The following is a 20,602-nucleotide window of genomic DNA, read 5'->3' as shown; positions in this document are numbered from 1 at the left end:
GTCGCTTTCGGGACTGAAGTGGATGCGGTGTGTGTGGGGGCAGCCCGGTCAGGTGAGCGAGCCGGTCATGGCGAGGGAGTGCAGGAAGCGCATGAGGGTCATCAGGACGTCCCGGCTCGAGGCACGGCGGCGGACGTCGCACTCGACCATCGGGATCTCCTCGGAGAGGTCGAGTGCCGTGCGCAGCTCCGCGATGGGGTAACGAGGCGCGTCCGGAAAGGAGTTGATGGCGACGACGAAGGGCACACCACGTTCCTCCAGACGCCCTATGACGTCGAAGCTGACCTCCAGGCGGCGGGTGTCGACGAGGACGACGGCGCCGAGCGCGCCTTCGAACAGTCCGTTCCACAGGAACCAGAAGCGCTGCTGGCCGGGGGTGCCGAAGAGGTAGAGCACCAGCTGGTCGGTGATGCTGATGCGGCCGAAGTCCATCGCGACGGTGGTGGCCGTCTTGGACTCGGATCCGTAGTTGTCGTCGACGCCGATGCCGGCCTGGGTCATGGTCTCCTCGGTGGTCAGCGGCCTGATCTCGCTGACCGAGCCGACCATGGTGGTCTTGCCGACCCCGAAACCACCGACGATCACGATCTTCACCGCGGCCTGGGCCGTGTGCGGCAGATGGTCCTCGGTCCGTGGTCCGGGGATGGTGTCAGAGCCTTTGAAGTCCATGCATCACCGCTTCGAGGAGGGAACGGTCGGGAACCGCCTGGCGGACGATCGGGGCGCGCGCCTGTACCAGTTCGGCCGTGAGCAGCTCGGTGAGCAGGACGGTCATCGCGCTGAACGGCAGATTGAGGTAGGCCGACACTTCGGCCACGGACAAGGGGGCCGTGCAGAGCCTCAGCACCGCCGCCTGCTCGGGGGTGGCGGAGGGCGGTGGGTCCGCGTGCGCCACGATCAACGTGACCAGGTCGAGGGCGGCGCGGGCGCCTTCTTCGTCCGCGCCGGCGACCACGTAGAGCCGCTCGGGACTCTTTTCCTCGCCCTCCTTGGCGGACTTGGGGGCGGGCGTCGGTTCGTGCGTGGGGTAGCGCCTCTGGCGTCGCGAAGGAGTCATACGGTCTGCCCGTTCCGCCGGGGCGGACTGGTCAGATGGGCCCCGATGCGGACCACGAGGTCGCGCATGCGGCTGCTCATGAGACCGGGCTCGGTACGGATGTCGGCGAGCACCGCGAGGTAGGCGTTGGCCCCGGCGGACATGAGGTAGAAGTAGCCGCCGTGGATCTCGATGATGACCAGTTTCATCCGGCCGTCGCTGTCCGGGATCTCGACGGCGACGGCGCTCGCGAGGCTCTGCAGCCCCGCGCAGGCGGCGGCGACCCGGTCGGCGGCGTCCGGGTCGCCGCCGTAGCGGGCGATCCGCAGGCCGTCGGCCGAAAGCACCACGATCATCTCGATGCCCGGTACGCCGTCGTGGAGCTCCTTGAGCATCCAGTCGAAGTTCGCTCGCTGCTGGATCACTTGAGGTCCCCCTCGTCGTCGGCCTCGGCACGGGCCGGCTTGTTGATCAGGTGGGTGAAAGCGGTCGGGTCCTGAGTGAACGCGGTCGGGTCCGGGCCCGGGTTGTCCTTCTTCAGTCCGTCCCAGAAGGCCTCGACCCACAGGCCCGGCTCGGGTTCGTTCTGCTCGGGCACCGCGGGCGCGGGCTGGGGCGTGCCCCACACCGAGGTGCCCTCCCGCTCCGCGCGCTCGGCGGCCACCTGCTCGGCGATGCGCTGACTGAGCGGGATCTTCACCCGGCTGCGGCGCTGCGGCAGACCGTTCGGCGTCCACTCGGTGACCTCGGGGACGTCGTCCTCCATGGACACCGAGGCGGGGATGCGCGGGCTGGTCGGGCGGCGCCGCTTGGGGGTGCGCTTGGGGCCCTCGAGGGCGCCCGGTCCTGGCTTGGGGATGGCGGTGGCACCGATGCCGTGGGCGAGTCCGGGGGCGGGCTCGGTGGTCATCATGTCGCTCGGTACGACGAGGACGGCGCGGACACCGCCGTACGCGGAGGCCCGCAGGGAGACCTGCATGTTGTACGTCGAGCACAGCCGGCCCACGACGGCCAGGCCCAGGCGCGGGCTCTCGCCGAGTTCCTCGAGGTCGAGGCCCGCCTTGGCGCGCTCCAGCATGTTCTCGACCCGGGCGCGGGCCTCCTCGCTGAGGCTGACGCCGCCGTCCTCGATCTCGATGGCGACGCCGGTCTGCACCTCGACGGCGGTGACGTGGACCTTGGTCTGCGGCGGTGAGTAGCGGGTGGCGTTGTCGAGGAGTTCGGCCGCGGCGTGGATGACCGGCTCCACATGGGTGCCCTTGATGTTGACCTTGGCGATGGAGTGCAGTTCGATGCGGCGGTAGTCGAGGATCCGGGACATGGCGCCGCGCAGCACGCTGTAGAGGGTGACCGGGTTGGGCCACTGACGGCCGGGGCGGCCACCGCCGAGGACGGAGATGGAGTCGGCCAGGCGGCCGATCAGCGCGGTGCCGTGGTCGATGCGCAGCAGGTCGTCGAAGACCTCGGGGCTGCGACCGTGGTCCTCCTCCATCTCCCTGAGTTCCTTGGCCTGTTGGTGCACGATCGCCTGGACGCGCCGGGCGATGCTGACGAAGGAGCGCGCCGTGGAGTCGCGCAGTGCGTCTTCCTGGTCGACGATCTTCAACAGGGTGCGGACGACCTGGCGCTGCGACTCGGGAATCCGGCACCATTCGGGGTCGCCGTCGATGATGTCCCGCATCACCTCCCGGGGGGTGTTGCCGGAGCGCAGGTAGTGGAGTGCGGCGGGGACGATCTCCGAGGCTAGGCGGACCATCTCCTCGTCCTGGGCGGCCAGGCGCCGCTCCAGATACGCGGTGTGACGGGCCTGCTCGGCGCGCTGGACACGGACGGCGCGTGCACGGCGGGACGCTTCGGCGGCCGTGAGAAGCACCATCAGGGTGGCGACGGCGCCGCAGCAGCCGACGGCGAGACGGGCCGGGTCCGTCACCGAGGCGACGGCGGCTCCGGTCGCCGCCGCCATCGCTATGGCGGGAAGCAACAGCACACGCGCGTAGGGAAGTTCACGGCCACCGGGGGGCGATTGAACACTCACCATGTAAGCCCTCTGAGACGAATCGGCTGGGGTTCGGGGGAGTTTTCAGGGGGTACGACATAGGACTGTCTGCGTCTTCGACATATTTGGGAACAAGCGCACGAATACACCTCAACTCGGTGCGCCGCGGGCGAGCTTAGTCCGACCGGGTCAACGCTGAGTCATATTCGGCAAGCACCTGAAAGAGGCCGCATGACAGGAGTACCCTCAGCCTCATTTACACGCTCAGACCCCACTCGCACACACTGAGTCACGACGAATGGGCGTACGGAAGTCACTCACCGTGACGGGTGAAGAAGGGATTCCGTCCCGGTGGTCGCCGTAACCCGTATCCCACTGCCGCCTGGGGCACAGGGCTCTTGGGCGGGGCCGTGCCCCCATGCGGCTACCGCCGCGCGGGCCCGACCAGCCATACAGCACCCGCGCCCGCCGATGCGCCCGGTGAACCGGGTCCCCGGGCGCATGGCCGAACCGCCGGGGCCTATCCCACGGACGAGTAGGCCACAACTCCCCGCAGCAACTGGTCGACCGCCTTGCGCGCATTCCTGGCCACGGTCGACCCCTCCATGGGGGCGGCGGCCGCGATCTGCCCGAGCACGTCGATGACCTGCTTGGTCCAGCGGACGAAGTCACCGGCCGGCATCTCCGCCTCGCGCAGCACCTCGTCGAGCCCCTTCCCCGACGCCCACATGTACGCGGCCCAGGCGAAGCCGAGGTCGGGCTCACGCTGGCCGACGCCCTCGGTCTGGTTGATCCGGAAGTCCTCCTCCAGGGCGTCCAGCCGGCCCCAGATCCGCACCATCTCGCCGAGCGCCGCCTTCGCCCTGCCCGAGGGCAGCTTGGGCGCCATCGCGTCGTCGCCGACCCGGGCCTCGTACACCAGCGCCGAGACGCAGGCGGCGAGTTCGGCGGGGGCGAGGCCCTCCCAGACCCGTTCGCGCAGGCACTCGCTGGCGAGCAGGTCGAGTTCGCCGTAGAGCCGGGCGAGCCGCTTGCCGTGCTCGGTCACCTCGTTGCCGCGCAGGTAGTCGAGCTCCGTGAGCAGGGCGACGATGCGGTCGAAGGTGCGGGCGATGGTGTTCGTGCGGCCCTCGATGCGGTGCTCCAGCTGTCTGGTGTCGCGCAGCAGCCGGTGGTAGCGCTCGGCCCAACGGGCGTGGTCCTCACGGTCGTTGCAGCCGTGGCAGGGGTGGGCGCGAAGCGCGGTGCGCAGCCGGGCGATCTCGCGGTCGTCGGCCGCCTGGGAGCGCCGCTTGCTGTGCCGCTCCGGCGGGATGTGCCCGGCCTTGGTGCGCAGCGCGGACGCGAGGTCCCGGCGGGACTGCGGCGAACGCGGGTTGAAGGACTTGGGGATCCGCATGCGCTCCAGCGGCTCGACCGGCACCGGGAAGTCGATGGCCGCCAGCCGCTTGACCTGCCGCTCGGCCGTCAGCACGAGCGGGCGCGGGCCGTCGTGGTATTCCAGGCCGCGGTGGCCGTTGGACCGGCCGGCGGGCAGGCCGGGGTCCAGCACCAGTGCCAGGCCCGCGTACTTGCCGGTCGGGACGTGGATGACGTCTCCCGGCTTGAGCCTCTCCAGGGCGACGGCGGCCTCGGCGCGCCGCTGGGCCGCACCCTGCCGGGCCAGCTCGGTCTCGCGGTCCTTCAGCTCGCGGCGCAGCCGCGCGTACTCCTCGAAGTCGCCGAGATGGCAGGTCATGGACTCCTTGTAGCCTTCCAGACCCTCCTCGTTGCGCTGCACCTGCCGGGAGATGCCGACCACCGACTTGTCCGCCTGGAACTGGGCGAAGGACGTCTCCAGCAGCTCGCGCGAGCGGTGCCGGCCGAACTGCTCGACCAGGTTGACCGCCATGTTGTACGACGGCTTGAAGCTGGAGCGCAGCGGATAGGTGCGGGTGCCGGCCAGGCCCGCGACCTGCTCGGGGTTCATGGCGCGCTGCCACAGCACCACCGCGTGGCCCTCGACGTCTATGCCGCGCCGCCCGGCCCGTCCGGTCAGCTGCGTGTACTCGCCGGGGGTGATGTCGGCGTGCTGCTCGCCGTTCCACTTGACGAGCTTCTCCAGCACCACCGAGCGGGCGGGCATGTTGATGCCGAGGGCGAGGGTCTCGGTGGCGAAGACCGCCTTGACCAGGCCGCGGACGAAGAGCTCCTCGACGACCTCCTTGAAGGTCGGGAGCATGCCCGCGTGGTGGGCGGCGATGCCGCGCTCCAGGCCTTCCAGCCACTCGTAGTAGCCGAGGACATGCAGGTCCTCGCGGGGGATCGCGGCGGTGCGCTCCTCGACGAGGGCGCGGACCTGCTCGCGCTCCTCCTCGTCGTTGAGCCGCAGGCCCGCATAGAGGCACTGCTGGACGGCGGCCTCGCAGGCGGCGCGGCTGAAGATGAAGGTGATCGCGGGCAACAGGCCCTCGGAGTCCAGCCGCTCGATGACCTCGGGGCGGCTCGGCGTCCAGATCCGGGACCGCTGTCTGCGCTCCCGCTCCCGGTCGGCGTCCCGCACGGCACGGCCGCGCCGGCGGTCCGTGTACGAGGGACGGCTGGCCTCCATGCGGGCCATGCGCATGAGGTCGGGATTGACGGCCCTCTTGTGCCCCTCCCCCTCCTCGAACAGGTCGTACATCCGCCGCCCGGCGAGCACGTGTTGGAAGAGCGGCACGGGCCGGTGCTCGGAGACGATCACCTCGGTGTCACCGCGGACCGTGTCGAGCCAGTCGCCGAACTCCTCGGCGTTGGACACGGTCGCCGACAGTGAGACCAGGGTCACCGACTCGGGAAGATGGATGATCACTTCCTCCCAGACGGCACCACGGAAGCGGTCGGAGAGGTAGTGCACCTCGTCCATGACCACATGGCCGAGGCCCAGGAGGGTCTGGGAACCGGCGTACAGCATGTTCCGCAGCACCTCGGTGGTCATCACGACCACCGGGGCGTCGGAGTTGACACTGTTGTCGCCGGTGAGCAGACCGACCTTGCCGCTTCCATAGCGACGGCACAGGTCGGCGTACTTCTGGTTCGACAGCGCCTTGATGGGTGTCGTGTAGAAGCACTTCTTGCCCTGCTGCAGGGCGAGGTGGACGGCGAACTCGCCCACGATCGTCTTGCCGGAGCCGGTGGGCGCGGCCACCAGTACACCCTTGCCCGCTTCTAGCGCCTGGCAGGCCTCGATCTGGAAGGGGTCGAGGCCGAAGTCGTACATCTCGCGGAAGGAGGCGAGCGCGGTGGCCTGCTCGGCAGCGCGCCTGCGGGCCGCCGCATACCGCTCGGCCGGTGAGAGGTCCTCTGTCATCGTGCTTTCGAGCCTACCGGGCCGCACTGACAACAGGACGATCATTATCCCGAAGGGGCCGGGGACCGGAAAGCCGGCCGTTCCCACTGCGGGAGCGGCCGGCCGGGTCCCGTCGTGTCAGGGCGTCGTGTCACGTCGTCGTACCCCGTCACCGGTCTCAGGTCACGTCGTCGTACCCGTTGACCCGGTCCGTGTCCGCCTGCTCGGGCAGCGCGCGGTTGGCGGTGACCGGCTCGACCTCGCCGATCTCCTCCGGGGTGAGGTCCAGCTCGGAGGCCTCGTCGTCCGCGGGCCCCTGCTCCTCGCGGCGGGCCCGGCGGCGGTCGTTGAGCAGCGAGAAGGCCACGGCGATGAAGAACAGCGCCCAGATCGGCGCCGCCAGCGCCAGCATCGACATCGGGTCCGCGCCGGGCGTGGCCACGGCCGCGAAGGCGGCGATGCCGACGATCATGCCGCGCCACCAGCCGAGCATGCGCCGGCCGGACAGTATGCCGGTGAGGTTGAGCATGACGAGCAGCAGCGGCATCTCGAAGGAGAGGCCGAAGACCACCACCATGCGCGTGACCAGGTCGAGCAGCTTGTCCAGCGGCAGCAGGTTTTCCGCGCCCGCGGGCGTGAGGCCGATCATCACCTTCGCCGTGGCGGGCAGCACGTTGTAGGCGAGGTAGCCGCCGCCGAGGAAGAGCGGGAAGCCGAACCCGACGAACGCGTAGGCGTACTTCTTCTCGTGGCGGTGCAGGCCGGGCGCGACGAACGCCCACAGCTGGTAGAGCCAGATCGGTGCCGCCACCACGACGCCGGCGGTCAGGGAGGCCTTCAGCGCCAGCGTGAAGGGCGTCAGAAGGCCACTGACCGTGATGTGCGCACAGTGGACGTCTTCCTTCGTCTTCGCCATCTGCCCGAAGGACTGCGGGCAGCCGACCGAGTCCAGCAGCGGCTTGGTGATGAAGTTGATGATGTGCTGGTAGAAGAAGGCGGCCACGATCGTGACGACGACGATCGCCAGCACGCCCTTCGCGAGCCGATTGCGCAGCTCACGCAGGTGATCTGCGAGCGGCATGCGCCCCTCGGGATCCCTCTCCACCTTGCGGGCAGGCTTGAGCAACCCACATCCTCATCTCGTGCAGTGGACCGGAGAACCCCGGTCCTCGCGTCAGCGCTGGGTCGTCGTGTCCGTCGGCTCGTTGACCGGCCGGGAGCTGCTCACGTCGCCGGGGGCGGCCTGGATCGTGCGCTGCGCCGGGGACTGCTCTTCCGGCTGCTGAGCCGGGGCGGAGGGCTTGGCCTCGTCCTTCATCGCCTTGGCCTCGCTCTTGAGGATGCGCGCGGACTTGCCGAGCGACCGCGCCATGTCCGGAAGCTTCTTCGAGCCGAACACGAGGACGATCACCAGAACCAGGAGCACCAAGTGCCACGGCTCAAGTGCGTTGCGGAACATAAGTCTTCACCTTCTCACTGAGGCGGGGCGGCGGGCATGTCCGACGGATCGGACGCGTGTCTGACCATCGTGCTGGCAGCGATCGTATCGCCCGGGGATGAACGCCGAACCATCCCCGGGCGTACTCCTGCTCTGCGGGCCGCGCCTCGTTCTCCGGGCCGCGACCAGCAGGGTACCTGCCCGCAAGCACGGGGTGACAGGGCGAATGCCCCGCAAGGTAGACGTTCGGGAGCTCACGGGAGTTCCCGGTGCGGCTCACAGGGAGTCGACCGCCCGGGCCGCGCTCACGCTCGCCCGCTCGAGGTCCTCGGCCGCTCTGCTGATACGTCGCGCCGAGTCCGAGACCTGCCTGCCGAGGCGCTGCGCCTCCAGGAAGACCCGGACCGCCAGCACACCGAGGACGGAAAGTCCCAGGAACCCCACAGCTACCGCGAACATCGGCCAGAACATGAGGTCGAGCCTAGACGGTCCTGGGCGGTTTCGTTTCGATCAGCGGCCGGACCAGCGGGAATCCCACGCCGCGGAGTCCGGGAACGCGGCCGCGGGTCCGGCAACGCGGCCGCGGGTCCGGGAACGCGGCATGTCGGGTCCGGCTGGAGGACCAGACCATGGAGTGCGGAGGACTAAACCGTGGAGTGCAGCCGAAGGGTGCTGACGCCGCCGCCGGTCAGCAGCTCGACGATGCGCTCCCCGGCCGGCTTGCGGACCGAGGCGCCGCAGTCGGGGCAGGTGAAGGAGTAGAAGGTGGTGCGGCTGGAGGCGCCGATGGCCAGGCGCAGCGCGCTCGCGGCGAGCTCGAAACGGCCCCGGCAGTCGGGGCAGCCCGCTCTGAACACCACCGGGGCCACGCTCCTCATCCCGGCGAACGCAGCCGCCACCGACATCCCCCGCGCACCAGACGTCACCGACTCGCTCAAAGCCCTTGCTCCTGCCTGTCGTACCGCCCGTCGTCAACCGGCTGCGCACCCCCGGTGGCCCGCGGTGTCCCCTCCTGGGCGGCTTCGATGCCGTCGTACGCCGCCAGGGCCTCGCGCGCCGCCTGCCGGGCGCTGTCGGCCAGCTCGCGCGGCGCGACGATCCGGCCGTCCCGCCCGAGCCGCAGCGCCAGACGTCTCAGCGACGCCGGATCGGGGGTGCGCAGAGTAATACGCAGCCCGCCGTCGGGAAGCTCATCGGCGCTGTCGTGCGGGTAGTACTCGGCGACCCAGCGACCGCCCGGACCGACCTCGACGACGACCTCCGGGTCCTCGGCGGCCGGCTGGACCAGCGCCTCGGACAGATCACGCAGCTCCACCTCGGGCGGCGCGGACGGCTCGTCGAGGACCCTGATCTCGGCGACCCGGTCGAGGCGGAAGGTCCGGCGCGCCTCGGAGCGGCGGCACCACGCCTCCACATAGGTGTGCCCGACACTGACCAGGCGGATGGGGTCGATCTCGCGCTCGGTGAGCTCGTCCCGGGCGGGCGAGTAGTACCGGATCCACAGGCGGCGGCGCTCCGAGATGGCCCGGTCGACGTCGGCGAAGACACCGCCCTCCGACTCGAAGGTCACCGACAGCCGTGAGCTCGCACCGGCGGCCTCGCCGGCCGCCGCCTCCACCTTGGCGGTCGCTCGCAGCAGCGCCTGGCGGTCGCTCTCCCGCAGCCCGGGCAGGGTCGCCACCGCGCGGGCGGCCACCAGCAGCGCGGTCGCCTCGTCGGCCGCCAGCCGCAACGGCTCGGCCGCCTCGGCCCCGAGGGCGGCCGGGTTGTGCCACCAGATCCGCTCGCCGTCGGTGTCGATGTCCAGCAGGTCGCCGCCGCGGAAGCTGGTGCCGCACATGGGCAGCACGTCGAGGTCGGAGACCAGCTCGTCCTCGGTGATGCCGAAGGCGCGTGCCACGTCCTCGATCCGGGCGCCGGGGCGCTCCCTGAGGTACGTCACCAGGGAGAGCATCCGCCGGGTCTGGTCGATGGCGTTCACGGGCCTGACCGGTTTGCCTGCCACAGTGTTGTCCGCTCCCCCTCAGCCCTTGGCCACGGCACGCAGCCGGTCCACCACGTCCGCCCGCAGTTCGGCGGGCTCCAGGACCACCACGTCGGGGCCGAACTCCACCAGCCAGGCGTCCAGCCCGTGCCCGTACGGGATCTCCAACTCGTCCCAGCCGTCGCCAAGTTCCTGCACGGAGGTGGACTTCGCTCGAAGGGGGTACCCCGCGCCCGAGCGCAGCCGGATCCGCGCGGAGCGGTCCGCGGTCTCGCCCGCCCAGCTCGCGACGGTCTCGCGGACGGTGACGACGTCGGGGACCGGGGCGGTGAAGCCGGCGCCGCGGGTGCGCACCTTGCCGGTGATCCGGGACAGCCGGAAGACGCGCTCGGCGCCGCGGTCGCGGTCCCAGCCGGCCAGGTACCAGTGCCCGCGCCAGCACTCCAGGGCCCAGGGTTCGACGTGCCGGGTCTCCGGGTGGACGGCGGTGGCCTTGCGGTAGTCGAAGACGACGGGGCGCCGGTCGCGGCAGGCGAGCATCAGCGGCTCGAAGGCGGCCTCGTGCACGGGGATGCGCGGCTCCAGCGCCCCGTGCGCCTCGTACGGGTCGACGCCCTCGGGCAGGCCGGCCGCGCGCAGCTTCTGCAGCGCGCCGCTCGCCGCGCCGGCCAGGCGGGCCTGCTGCCAGACCTTGGCGGCAAGGCCCAGGGCGGCGGCCTCCTCGGCGTCCAGGGTGATGGGCGGGAGGCGGTTGCTGTCGCGGCGGGCCATGTATCCCACCTCGCCGTCGAGGTTCTCGACGGTCTCGATCACCAGCCCGAGCTCGCGCAGGTCGTCCTTGTCGCGCTCGAACATGCGGTTGAAGGAGTCGTCACTGCCGGACGCAAGCTTCTCGGCACCGGCACCCGCACCCCTGCCCGGCCCAGGGGCCGCACCCCTGCCCGGCCCAGAGGCCGCACCTCTCCCCGGCCCAAAGGCCGCACCCCTCCCCGGCCCAAAGGCCGCACCTCTCCCCGGCCCAAAGGCCGCACCTCTCCCCGGCCCAAAGGCCTCGACGTAGGCCTCAATGGATTCCCGCAGCTCGCGCTTGCTGAGCGGCCGCCGCGTTCCGAGCAGACACAGCGCCAGGTTCATCAGCCGCTCGGCCTTGGCAATGGCCATCGACGCCCTTCACCTTCCCTATGGTCCTTACGACCGTCGACCGTACCGCTCCGCAGTGCGGTGGCAAAAGCCGAGGGCCCATGCCCGAACAGGCATGGGCCCCAGGTGATCGGATCCGGTCGGCCCCAAGGACTCGGGCCGGACGAACGCCGTACGGCGATCAGACCCCGACCAGGTCGCAGACGAAGATCAGCGTCTCACCGGGCTTGATCCGGCCACCGGCACCGCGGTCGCCGTAGGCGAGGTGCGGAGGGATGATCAGCTGGCGGCGGCCACCGACCTTCATGCCCTGCACACCCTGGTCCCAGCCGGGAATGACCTGGCCGACACCCAGCTGGAAGCGGAGCGGCGTACCCCGGTTCCAGGACGCGTCGAACTCCTCACCGGTGGAGAACGCCACGCCCACGTAGTGGACGGAGACGGTGTCGCCCGCCTTGGCCGCCGGACCGTCGCCCTCCCAGATGTCCTTGATCTCCAGGTCCGCCGGGGGCTCGCCGCCCGGGAAGTCGATCTCGGGCTTGTCGATGCTCACGTCTCTAGCTCCTGCTCGTGTACAACAAGGCAACGATCACAGTCTTACATCCCGGTCGGACTCGCGCCTGCGGCGGGACACCGGGCGGCGGCGTCACATCTTCGCCAGGATGTCCACCGAGAACACCAGCACGGAGTCCTTGCTGATGCCGCTGTTCGGGGGCGGGTTGTCGCCGTAGCCCAGGGCCGGCGGGACGACGATCAGAACGCGGCTGCCGACCTTCTTGCCGGTCAGCCCCTGGGACCAGCCCTTGACGACCTGCTGGAGGGAGAACGAGGTCAGCGCGTGCCGGCTGTACGTCGAATCGAACTCCTTGCCGGTGTCCCACAGCACGCCCTTGTACTGGACGAGCACGGTGTTGTCCGCCGTCACCGGCTCTCCGTCGCCCTCGATGACGTAGTTCGCCACGAGATCCTTCGGGGCCGGCTTCTTGGGGACGTCGATGGACGGGGCGTTGCCGTCGGTGTTGGTGCCCACCTTCGGCAGGTCGGCGTTGTTCTGGGGGACGACCTTGCCCTGGGCCGAGCTCTTGGAGTTGAACGTGGCCAGCAGGTCGACGACGAACACCAGCGTGTCGGTGCCCTTGATGCCCGCCTGCGTGTTGCCCTGCGGGCCGTACCCCAAGGTGGGCGGCACGGCGAACTCGACCCGGCTGCCTGCCTTCTTGCCGGCGAGCGCATAGCGCCAGCCGTCGACGATCGAACCCTGGGCGAGCTGGATGAGCAGGGGCGTCCTGCGGTCGTAGGAGTTGTCGAAGACCTTGCCCGTGGCCCAGACCTGGCCCAGGTAGTTCGCCTGGATGTAGTCGTTCTCCGCCACCGTCGGGCCGCCTCCCGCGATGACCGTCTTGACCGCGAGGTCCTTGGACGGCTCGCCGCTGCCCTTGGCGACGGTCGGCTTCTCACCGAACTTCGTGCCCGCGGTGATCGGTGGCAGTGGCCCGGACACGATCTTCGGTGCGGGCGCGGCGGACGGAGCCGAGGGCGACGCACTGGCGCTGGCCTTGCCCGACCCGGACTTGTCGTTGCCGCATGCGGCGAGCGTGACCAGTCCCGCGGGGACGGAAAGAAGAAGTGAACGTCGGCGCACGGTGGGGGCCTCGTAATCGATCGATCCTGTGGGTGGCGTGCGCGCTACCTTACTGACGTTTGCGTGCCGATCGAGGTTCCGGCTTGCTTCGGTTTCGGCCGGGAGTCCGGGTGTTGTCCCCCGGGACGGCGCTGTCGGCGTGAGCAGGGCGCCGTACGCACAACGTACGGCGCCCTGATTGCGTTCCGGCGTGTTGTCCGCCGACGCGCTGCTCACATTCCGGCGATGAGCTTTTCCACCCGGTCGTCCACGGAACGGAAGGGGTCCTTGCACAACACCGTCCGCTGTGCCTGGTCGTTGAGCTTGAGGTGGACCCAGTCGACCGTGAAGTCCCGCCGCTGCTCCTGGGCCCGCCGGATGAAGTCGCCGCGCAGCCGCGCCCGAGTGGTCTGCGGCGGCACCGACTTGCCCTCGAAGATCTTCAAGTCGTTGCAGATCCGGGCGGCTTGACCTTTCTTCTCCAGCAGGTAGTACAGGCCACGACGACGGTGGATGTCGTGGTAGGCGAGGTCTATCTGAGCGACCCGCGGGTGCGACATGGTCATGTTGTGCTTGGCCCGGTACCGCTCGATGAGCTTGTACTTCATCACCCAGTCGATCTCGGTGCCGATCCGGTCGAGGTCCTCGGTCTCGATCGCGTCCAGTGTGCGGCCCCACAGCTCCAGGACCTGCTCGACGGTGCCGGTGCGGATGCCGCGGCGCTCGCAGAAGTCCACGGCCTTCTCGTAGTACTCCCGCTGCACCTCGAGGGCGGAGGCCTCCCGGCCGCTGGCCAGGCGCACCTTGCGCCGGCCGGTGATGTCGTGACTGACCTCGCGGATCGCCCGGATGGGGTTCTCCAGGGTCAGATCGCGCATCACCGTGCCCGCCTCGATCATGCGCAGCACCAGGTCGGTGGCACCGACCTTCAGCATCATCGTCGTCTCGGACATGTTCGAGTCGCCGACGATGACATGCAGCCTGCGGTAGCGCTCGGCGTCCGCGTGCGGCTCGTCGCGCGTGTTGATGATGGGCCGCGAACGGGTCGTCGCCGAGGAGACGCCCTCCCAGATGTGCTCGGCCCGCTGGCTGACGCAGTACACGGCCCCGCGCGGAGTCTGCAGCACCTTGCCGGCCCCGCAGAGCAGCTGCCTCGTGACCAGGAACGGGATGAGGATGTCCGCGAGCCGGGAGAACTCCCCGTGCCGCGCCACCAGGTAGTTCTCGTGGCAGCCGTAGGAGTTGCCCGCCGAGTCGGTGTTGTTCTTGAAGAGGTAGACGTCGCCCGCGATTCCCTCCTCGTGCAGGCGTCGTTCCGCGTCTACCAGGAGTCCTTCCAGAATGCGCTCGCCGGCCTTGTCGTGGGTGACCAGTTCGATCACGTTGTCACATTCGGGTGTCGCGTATTCCGGATGTGACCCCACGTCGAGATAGAGCCGGGCGCCGTTTCGCAGAAAGACATTGCTGCTGCGGCCCCATGACACGACACGGCGGAAGAGGTACCGCGCCACCTCGTCAGGCGACAGGCGGCGCTGTCCCCTGAACGTGCACGTGACGCCGTACTCGTTCTCCAGCCCGAAAATGCGGCGGTCCATGACTGAACATTACGCCCGATCCCCTGAGCTGAAACGGGGTTCGACGGCACGATTTGGATCATTTTCCGATGAAGCCGCAACGACCGCCCGCCCCGCGGGAGCTGCGAGGACCCGCCCGGTGGCCAGCAGGACCAGTAGCGACACGGCCCCCGCGGCGCCCGGCACGACGAACCCCCACAGGGCACCACCCGCCTGGACCACAGGCCCCGCGACACCCGTTCCGACGGACGCCCCCACGGTGAACGTGGTCACAAGCCAGGAGAACGCCTCGGTGACCGTACCGCTGGGAGCATGCCGGTCGACGATGATGAACGCACAGGCGATGCAGGGCGCCAGGAAGACCCCGGACAGCATGGTCAGCAGCACCATGGCGACGGAGCCCGGCATCAGCATCAGCGGCAGGTAACAGACCGCCAGAAGGGCGACCAGCCCGCGCAGTCGCCGCTCCGGCACACCGGCCCACTGCCGTGCCCCGTAGACAGTGCCCCCGACCAGCGCGCCCAGACCCAGCGCCGCCATCAGCCAGCCGTACACCGCGTCACCGCCGTGGTCGTCCGCGTACGGGACGGCGGCCACCGTGATGGAGCCCAGCGCGATGCCGACGAACAGGAACGCGCCGAGCAGCGCGAGCAGTCCGGGCGAGCGCAGCGCGCCCAGCCAGTGCGCCTCACGGGGCGCCGAGCGCCATGCGCGCGAGGGCGGGGAGACGACCACGGACAGTGCGCCCAGCACCCCCAGGACCTGCAGCACGACCAGGGCGGCGCGCGCCGACCACAGGGACACGCACAGGGTCACCAGCAACGGTCCCACGGTGAACATGACTTCCTGGGCCACGGCGTCCATGGCGTACGCGGTGTGCACCTGGTCCTCCCCGCGCAGCACCGTGGGCCACAGGGCCCGCAGACCGCCCTCCAGGGGCGGCGTGAACAGCCCGGCGGCCGCCACGGCCGGGTAGGCGAGCGCGGGCGGCGCGGTGCCGGTCACGGCGAAGACGGTCATCGCCGCGGCCGCCGCCACCGCGGCCGGGAACTGGACGCGCGGCTGTCCGTGCAGGTCCACCAGACGGCCGAGGAGCGGCTGTCCCACGGCGTTGGCGACGCCGTACACGGCCGCCAGCGCCCCGGCCAGGCTGTACGTGCCGCCCTCCGCGCGGACGAACAGCACGATGGCGATCGCGGCGGTGGCGTTGGGCAGACGCCCCACCAGCGTGCCCACCAGCAGCCGGCCGGCGTGCCTTGCCCGGAGGATCTCCAGGTAACCCGTGGCCATACGCCCTGCCTTCCGTCGGCTCGCCCCAGGCACTCACAGCCCCAAGGTGTTACGTATAACGTCCTCTGTCATACGTACCATGTGCGCTGTTCGGACGTCCAGACGAAGGAGCAGGGCCGCGGTGGTACGAGGTAGCACACGCCCGACGAGCCGTGATGTCGCCCAGGCCGCCGGGGTCTCCCAGGCCGCCGTCTCACTCGTCCTCGGCGACAAATGGCGCGGCCGGGTCTCGCAGGCGACCGCCGAACGGGTACGCCGGGCGGCCGAGGAACTCGGCTACCGGCCCAACCTGGCCGCACGCAACCTCCGCCTCGGCCGCACCCGCACCGTCCTGCTCGTGGTCCCCGCCCTGACCACCGAGTTCTTCGCCGGGGTCTACACCGGCGCCGCCCGGGTCGCCGCCGAACACGGCTTCGGCGTGGTGCTCTACCCCTCCCCCGAGGGCATCGGCCCCGCCCGGAACCCCTTCGCATCCGCCCAGGCCGCCCTCGACGGCGTGATCGCCTCCTCCATGGCCGCCGACGCCCTCACCGCGATCCGCGGGGACCAGCTGCCCCTGGTCATGCTCGACAGCGACCCGGCAGGCAGCCTGGGCGCCGCAACGGTCAACCTCGACATCGCCGACGGCGTACGCCAGGTCGCCGACCACCTGCTCGGCCTCGGCCACCGCCGCTTCCTGCACCTGGCCGCCGACGTGGCGTCCTGGACCTTCGAAGTGCGCGCGCGGGAACTGGCGGCCCGCACCCGCGCCGTGCCGGGCACCTCCGTCCGAACCGCCCACGCCCCCATCTCCATCGACGGCGCCCAGGCCGCCACCGAGGCCGCGCTGAGCGCCCCCGGCCCCCGTCCCACCGCCCTGGTCTGCGACGACGACAAACTGGCGGCAGGGGCCTACAAGGCACTGCGCCGCCTCGGCCTCGCGGTCCCGGACGACATCTCCGTCACCGGCCTCGACGACCTCGCCCTCGCCACCGCCATCGACCCCGAGCTCACCACCGTCCGCCTGGACGCCGAGCTTTTCGGGGAACGAGGCATGCGGGCCCTGCTGGCGGTCCTGGAGGGCCGTACGCCCGAAGGCGGCGACATCCCGGTGGAACTGGTCGTACGGGGGTCCACGGCGCGCCCCGGCACCGTTTGACACGCCCGGGTGCCCCGGCCGAGTCGTCGGCCGGGGCACCCGGGCAGTACGCGAGGGCGGAACTACTCCTCCTCCGAACCCTCCTCATCGGCGGTCTCCGCCTCCGTCGCGGCGCCGTCCGCCGCGAGCAGCCGGGCCAGCTGACGCCCCACGATCCGCTTGAACTTGCGCTTCTGCGGCCGCGTACGGTCCAGCACCGCCACCTCCAGGCGCTCGGCGGGGATCTCCCGCTCGCTGCCGTTGGTGTCACGGGAGAGGGCCTGCACGGCGAGCTTGAGCGCCTCCGCGAGCGTCATGCCGTCACGGTGACGCTGGTCCAGGTAGCTGCTGATCTGCTCAGCGTTGCCACCGACCGCGACCGAACCGTGCTCGTCCACGATCGATCCGTCGTGCGGCAGCCGGTAGATCTGGTCGCCCTCCGGGGTCTCCCCCACCTCGGCGACCACCAGTTCCACCTCGTACGGCTTCTCGGCCGCGCTGGAGAAGATCGTGCCCAGCGTCTGGGCGTAGACGTTGGCGAGACCACGAGCGGTCACGTCGTCCCGGTCGTAGGTGTAACCCCGCAGGTCGGCGTAGCGGACCCCGCCGATGCGCAGATTCTCGTACTCGTTGTACTTGCCGGCGGCCGCGAACCCGATCCGGTCGTAGATCTCGCTGAACTTGTGCAGCGCGCGGGACGGATTCTCACCGACGAACACGATGCCGTCGGCATACTGCAGCACAACCAGGCTGCGGCCACGGGCGATGCCCTTGCGGGCGTACTCCGCCCGGTCGGCCATCGCCTGCTGGGGTGAGACATAGAACGGCGTCGACACCGGTTATCCGTCCCTTTCTGTCGAAGTCACTGGATCACCTTGATGGAAACCCGGGCCGGCCGTCAGAGCAGGGCCGCCTTGGGCCCGTCCGGATCCTCCAGCCGCCGCTGGAGAACCGCACGGGAGGTCTCCCCGGCCTCGTCCTCGGTCAGCCGGCGGAACCCGTCCTCGGTGATCACGGTGATGACCGGATAGATCCGGCGGGCGACATCGGGACCCCCGGTCGCCGAGTCGTCGTCTGCCGCGTCGTACAGGGCCTGCACCACCAGGGTCGTGGCCTGGTCCTCGCTCAGATCGTCACGGAAGAGCTTCTTCATCGCACCCCGCGCGAACAGCGAGCCGGAGCCCGTGGCCGCGTAGCCGTGCTCCTCGGAGCGCCCGCCCGTCACGTCGTAGGAGAAGATCCGGCCCTTGTCGCGGTCCACGTCGTAACCGGCGAAGAGCGGGACCACGGCCAGGCCCTGCATGGCCATGGCCAGGTTGGAACGGATCATGGTCGACAGACGGTTCGCCTTGCCCTCCAGGGAGAGCTGCGCCCCCTCGACCTTCTCGAAGTGCTCCAGCTCCAGCTGGAACAGCTTGACCATCTCGACGGCGAGACCGGCGGTGCCGGCGATACCGACCGCGGAGTACTCGTCGGCCGGGAAGACCTTCTCGATGTCGCGCTGCGCGATGATGTTGCCCATGGTGGCCCGGCGGTCACCGGCCAGCACGACGCCCCCCGGGAACGTCACGGCCACAATGGTCGTGCCGTGCGGCGCCTCGATCACACCCTGCACCGGCGGCAGCTGCCGCTTGCCGGGCAGCAGCTCCGGCTGGTGCTCCGACAGGAAGTCCATGAAGGAGGAGGACCCAGGCGTCAGGAAGGCAGCTGGTAGACGCCCGGTGCCAGGAGTATTGGCTTCCACGAGTTTCCTTCCAAGTAGGCGGCAGCCCGACCTACGGCGTCGGGATCGCCTCCCAACTTTCCGATGGCCGAATTGCAGTTGAAGCACAGTACGCCACGGACCCTACCCGTCTTGCGGCAGTGATCCACATGCCCGTCCGGAGCCTTCGGGCAGATCACACGGAGACCCGTCCGCGAGGCGACCATCTCGTCACGCTCGGCTTCGGTGATGTGCGTCCGCTCACTGTGCGGTTTGATCTCACCGCACGTCCGGCAGTGCTCCCGGCAGTAGGCCTGCAACCCATCACGCATTGCCTTGTTTCGCGAACACGCTGCGTTTCGCGGAAACGCTGCCCGCGGCCTGTGCTGCCTGCACCGCGAGCAGCGCTTCACGCCTTCTCCGCCTGCCAACTCCGAAGCCCCCGCCACCTTCGATTTGAAGGGAAAACCTACTCCCCACCCTTTTGAACGAAGGACCGAACGAAGTCCTCTGCGTTCTCCTCGAGCACGTCATCGATTTCGTCCAGCACCGAGTCCACGTCATCGCTCAGCTTCTCGTGCCGCTCCTTGAGGTCGCCCTGGGCCTGCGCGTCCTGCGCCTGCTCCTCGACCTCGTCCGTGGAGCGCGTGGCCTTCTGCTGGCCGCCGCCGGTGTCCTTCGTTGCCATATCCCTCACCCCGCTCAGTTCGCCCGACATGGTCGGCACTACGGCCGATCGGTGATGATCAGACCCTACAAGCCGGGTCCGACATCGGCCCTGCAGTTTCTCCAACGTACGAGGGCCACCTCGATGATTCCCGAAGCCCGGGATTTCCACCCTGGGTGGCCTGCCCCGGCCGGGTACCCACTCAGCCGCCGGACAGGACCCTGACCAGGTCCTCCGCGGTGCGGCAGCGGTCGAGGAGCTCCTTGACGTGATTTCGCGTTCCGCGAAGCGGTTCGAGGGTTGGGACGCGCTGGAGCGAGTCCCGGCCCGGCAGGTCGAAGATCACCGAGTCCCAGGAGGCCGCCGCCACGTCGTCGGCGTACTGCTCCAGGCAGCGTCCGCGGAAGTAGGCGCGGGTGTCCTCCGGCGGCTTCGTACGGGCCCGCTCGACCTCGGACTCGGACAGGAGCCGCTTCATGCGGCCGCGGGCCACCAGGCGGTTGTACAGGCCCTTCTCGGGGCGCACGTCGGCGTACTGGAGGTCGACCAGGTGGAGCCGGGCGGCGTCCCAGTCGAGGCCGTCACGGCGCCGGTAGCCCTCCATGAGCTCCCGTTTGGCGACCCAGTCCAGCTCGCCGGAGAGGCTCATCGGGTCGCGTTCGAGGCGGTTGAGGGTGTCCTCCCAGCGGGAGAGGACGTCCTTGGTCTGGTCGTCGGCGTCCGCGCCGAAGCGCTCCTCCACGTACTTGCGCGAGAGCTCGAAGTACTCCATCTGGAGCTGGACCGCGGTGAGTGTCCGGCCGCTGCGGAGGGTGACGAGCCGCTTCAGCGACGGGTCGTGGGAGACCTGGTGGAGGGTGCGTACGGGCTGGTCGACGGCCAGATCGACGGCGATGAAGCCGTCCTCGATCATGGACAGGACCAGTGCGGTGGTGCCCAGCTTGAGGTACGTCGAGATCTCGGAGAGGTTGGCGTCACCGATGATCACGTGCAGCCGCCGGTACTTCTCCGCGTCCGCGTGCGGCTCGTCGCGGGTGTTGATGATCGGGCGCTTCAGCGTCGTCTCCAGGCCCACCTCGACCTCGAAGTAGTCGGCGCGCTGGCTGAGCTGGAAGCCGTGTTCGTGGCCGTCCTGACCGATGCCGACGCGACCGGCGCCGGCGAAGACCGGGCGGGAGACGAAGAAGGGCGTGAGGTGGCGCACGATGTCCGAGAAAGGGGTTTCCCGCTTCATCAGGTAGTTCTCGTGCGTGCCGTAGGAGGCGCCCTTGTTGTCGGTGTTGTTCTTGTAGAGGTGGATGGGCTGGGCGCCGGGCAGCTGGGCGGCCCGTTCCGCGGCCTCGGCCATGATCCGCTCGCCGGCCTTGTCCCACAGGACGGCGTCGCGGGGGTTGGTGACCTCGGGGGCGCTGTATTCGGGGTGGGCGTGGTCGACGTAGAGTCGCGCGCCGTTGGTGAGGATCACGTTGGCGAGGCCGATGTCCTCGTCGGTGAGCTGGCTGGCGTCGGCGGCCTCGCGGGCGAGGTCGAAGCCTCGCGCGTCCCGCAGCGGGTTCTCCTCCTCGAAGTCCCAGCGGGCCCGGCGGGCCCGGTGCATCGCCGCCGCGTAGGCGTTGACGATCTGGGACGAGGTGAGCATGGCATTGGCGTTGGGGTGACCGGGGACGGAGATGCCGTACTCCGTCTCGATGCCCATTACTCGCCGTACGGTCATGCGGCCCTCCTTGCCC

Annotated in this window: 21 protein-coding genes; 1 reads left to right on the top strand and 20 read right to left on the bottom strand. The window is 69.9% G+C overall.

All coding sequences use genetic code 11. The features are described from left to right. Positions 1-48: 48 nt before the first annotated feature. The 15 genes from AB0A61_RS10640 to AB0A61_RS10570 form a co-directional block, all read right to left on the bottom strand. Entirely contained in the window at positions 49-669 is a 621-nt protein-coding gene (locus AB0A61_RS10640; protein WP_361289355.1) for an ATP/GTP-binding protein, read from the bottom strand. Further along, positions 650-1,057: a DUF742 domain-containing protein gene (locus AB0A61_RS10635; protein ID WP_361289352.1), complete on the bottom strand. Its 408-nt coding sequence runs from the start codon at positions 1,055-1,057 to the stop codon at positions 650-652. The genes AB0A61_RS10640 and AB0A61_RS10635 overlap by 20 nt, the downstream gene beginning before the upstream one ends. Then, positions 1,054-1,461 carry a roadblock/LC7 domain-containing protein gene (locus AB0A61_RS10630; RefSeq protein WP_361289349.1) on the bottom strand — a complete coding sequence of 136 codons (408 nt, stop codon included), beginning with the start codon at positions 1,459-1,461 and terminating at the stop codon, positions 1,054-1,056. The genes AB0A61_RS10635 and AB0A61_RS10630 overlap by 4 nt, the downstream gene beginning before the upstream one ends. After that, entirely contained in the window at positions 1,458-3,074 is a 1,617-nt protein-coding gene (locus AB0A61_RS10625; RefSeq protein ID WP_361289346.1) for an ATP-binding protein, read from the bottom strand. The genes AB0A61_RS10630 and AB0A61_RS10625 overlap by 4 nt, the downstream gene beginning before the upstream one ends. A gap of 478 nt (positions 3,075-3,552) precedes the next feature. Continuing rightward, on the bottom strand, positions 3,553-6,405 hold the full coding sequence (locus tag AB0A61_RS10620; RefSeq protein WP_361289343.1) for a DEAD/DEAH box helicase: 2,853 nt from the start codon (positions 6,403-6,405) through the stop codon (positions 3,553-3,555). A gap of 112 nt (positions 6,406-6,517) precedes the next feature. Further along, positions 6,518-7,465 carry a twin-arginine translocase subunit TatC gene (gene tatC, locus AB0A61_RS10615; protein ID WP_361289340.1) on the bottom strand — a complete coding sequence of 316 codons (948 nt, stop codon included), beginning with the start codon at positions 7,463-7,465 and terminating at the stop codon, positions 6,518-6,520. 48 nt (positions 7,466-7,513) lie between these two features. Continuing rightward, a complete protein-coding gene (gene tatA, locus AB0A61_RS10610; RefSeq protein WP_361289337.1) occupies positions 7,514-7,798 on the bottom strand; it encodes a Sec-independent protein translocase subunit TatA in 285 nt (94 codons plus the stop codon). A 255-nt stretch (positions 7,799-8,053) separates the two neighbouring features. Continuing rightward, a complete protein-coding gene (locus AB0A61_RS10605; protein WP_361289335.1) occupies positions 8,054-8,248 on the bottom strand; it encodes a hypothetical protein in 195 nt (64 codons plus the stop codon). 173 nt (positions 8,249-8,421) lie between these two features. Beyond that, entirely contained in the window at positions 8,422-8,715 is a 294-nt protein-coding gene (locus AB0A61_RS10600) for a hypothetical protein (RefSeq protein ID WP_361289332.1), read from the bottom strand. Beyond that, on the bottom strand, positions 8,712-9,782 hold the full coding sequence (locus AB0A61_RS10595) for a WYL domain-containing protein (RefSeq protein ID WP_361289329.1): 1,071 nt from the start codon (positions 9,780-9,782) through the stop codon (positions 8,712-8,714). The genes AB0A61_RS10600 and AB0A61_RS10595 overlap by 4 nt, the downstream gene beginning before the upstream one ends. An 18-nt stretch (positions 9,783-9,800) precedes the next feature. Beyond that, a complete protein-coding gene (locus tag AB0A61_RS10590; RefSeq protein ID WP_361289326.1) occupies positions 9,801-10,922 on the bottom strand; it encodes a WYL domain-containing protein in 1,122 nt (373 codons plus the stop codon). A gap of 160 nt (positions 10,923-11,082) precedes the next feature. Further along, positions 11,083-11,454 carry an FKBP-type peptidyl-prolyl cis-trans isomerase gene (locus AB0A61_RS10585; protein WP_361289324.1) on the bottom strand — a complete coding sequence of 124 codons (372 nt, stop codon included), beginning with the start codon at positions 11,452-11,454 and terminating at the stop codon, positions 11,083-11,085. 93 nt (positions 11,455-11,547) lie between these two features. Next, a complete protein-coding gene (locus AB0A61_RS10580) occupies positions 11,548-12,543 on the bottom strand; it encodes an FKBP-type peptidyl-prolyl cis-trans isomerase (RefSeq protein ID WP_361289321.1) in 996 nt (331 codons plus the stop codon). Positions 12,544-12,755: 212 nt separating this feature from the next. Then, a complete protein-coding gene (pafA, locus tag AB0A61_RS10575; RefSeq protein WP_361289318.1) occupies positions 12,756-14,117 on the bottom strand; it encodes a Pup--protein ligase in 1,362 nt (453 codons plus the stop codon). Positions 14,118-14,126: 9 nt separating this feature from the next. Next, positions 14,127-15,386 carry an MFS transporter gene (locus AB0A61_RS10570; protein ID WP_361289315.1) on the bottom strand — a complete coding sequence of 420 codons (1,260 nt, stop codon included), beginning with the start codon at positions 15,384-15,386 and terminating at the stop codon, positions 14,127-14,129. A gap of 121 nt (positions 15,387-15,507) precedes the next feature. On the opposite strand from AB0A61_RS10570, the gene AB0A61_RS10565 reads away from it, so the two are divergent. Next, positions 15,508-16,524, top strand: coding sequence for a LacI family DNA-binding transcriptional regulator (locus tag AB0A61_RS10565; protein WP_361289312.1), 1,017 nt, complete (start codon positions 15,508-15,510; stop codon positions 16,522-16,524). A 62-nt stretch (positions 16,525-16,586) separates the two neighbouring features. On the opposite strand, the gene prcA is transcribed toward AB0A61_RS10565, so the two are convergent. The 5 genes from prcA to dop form a co-directional block, all read right to left on the bottom strand. Continuing rightward, positions 16,587-17,339, bottom strand: coding sequence for a proteasome subunit alpha (gene prcA, locus AB0A61_RS10560; RefSeq protein WP_361289309.1), 753 nt, complete (start codon positions 17,337-17,339; stop codon positions 16,587-16,589). Positions 17,340-17,401: 62 nt separating this feature from the next. Further along, the gene (prcB, locus tag AB0A61_RS10555; protein WP_361289306.1) at positions 17,402-18,247 is read right to left on the bottom strand and encodes a proteasome subunit beta; all 846 of its coding nucleotides are present in this window, start codon (positions 18,245-18,247) and stop codon (positions 17,402-17,404) included. Next, positions 18,199-18,636: an endonuclease domain-containing protein gene (locus tag AB0A61_RS10550; protein WP_361290002.1), complete on the bottom strand. Its 438-nt coding sequence runs from the start codon at positions 18,634-18,636 to the stop codon at positions 18,199-18,201. The genes prcB and AB0A61_RS10550 overlap by 49 nt, the downstream gene beginning before the upstream one ends. 38 nt (positions 18,637-18,674) lie before the next feature. Further along, positions 18,675-18,893, bottom strand: coding sequence for a ubiquitin-like protein Pup (locus AB0A61_RS10545; protein ID WP_361289303.1), 219 nt, complete (start codon positions 18,891-18,893; stop codon positions 18,675-18,677). A gap of 181 nt (positions 18,894-19,074) precedes the next feature. Then, complete coding sequence (dop, locus tag AB0A61_RS10540) at positions 19,075-20,586, bottom strand: depupylase/deamidase Dop (RefSeq protein ID WP_361289300.1); 1,512 nt, start codon at positions 20,584-20,586, stop codon at positions 19,075-19,077. Positions 20,587-20,602 lie beyond the last annotated feature (16 nt).

Origin of the sequence: Streptomyces sp. NPDC046197, assembly GCF_040646295.1 — a bacterium.
Lineage (GTDB): Bacteria > Actinomycetota > Actinomycetes > Streptomycetales > Streptomycetaceae > Streptomyces.
Note: the sequence above shows the minus strand (reverse complement) of the source record. Positions and strands in the feature narration are given on the sequence as shown.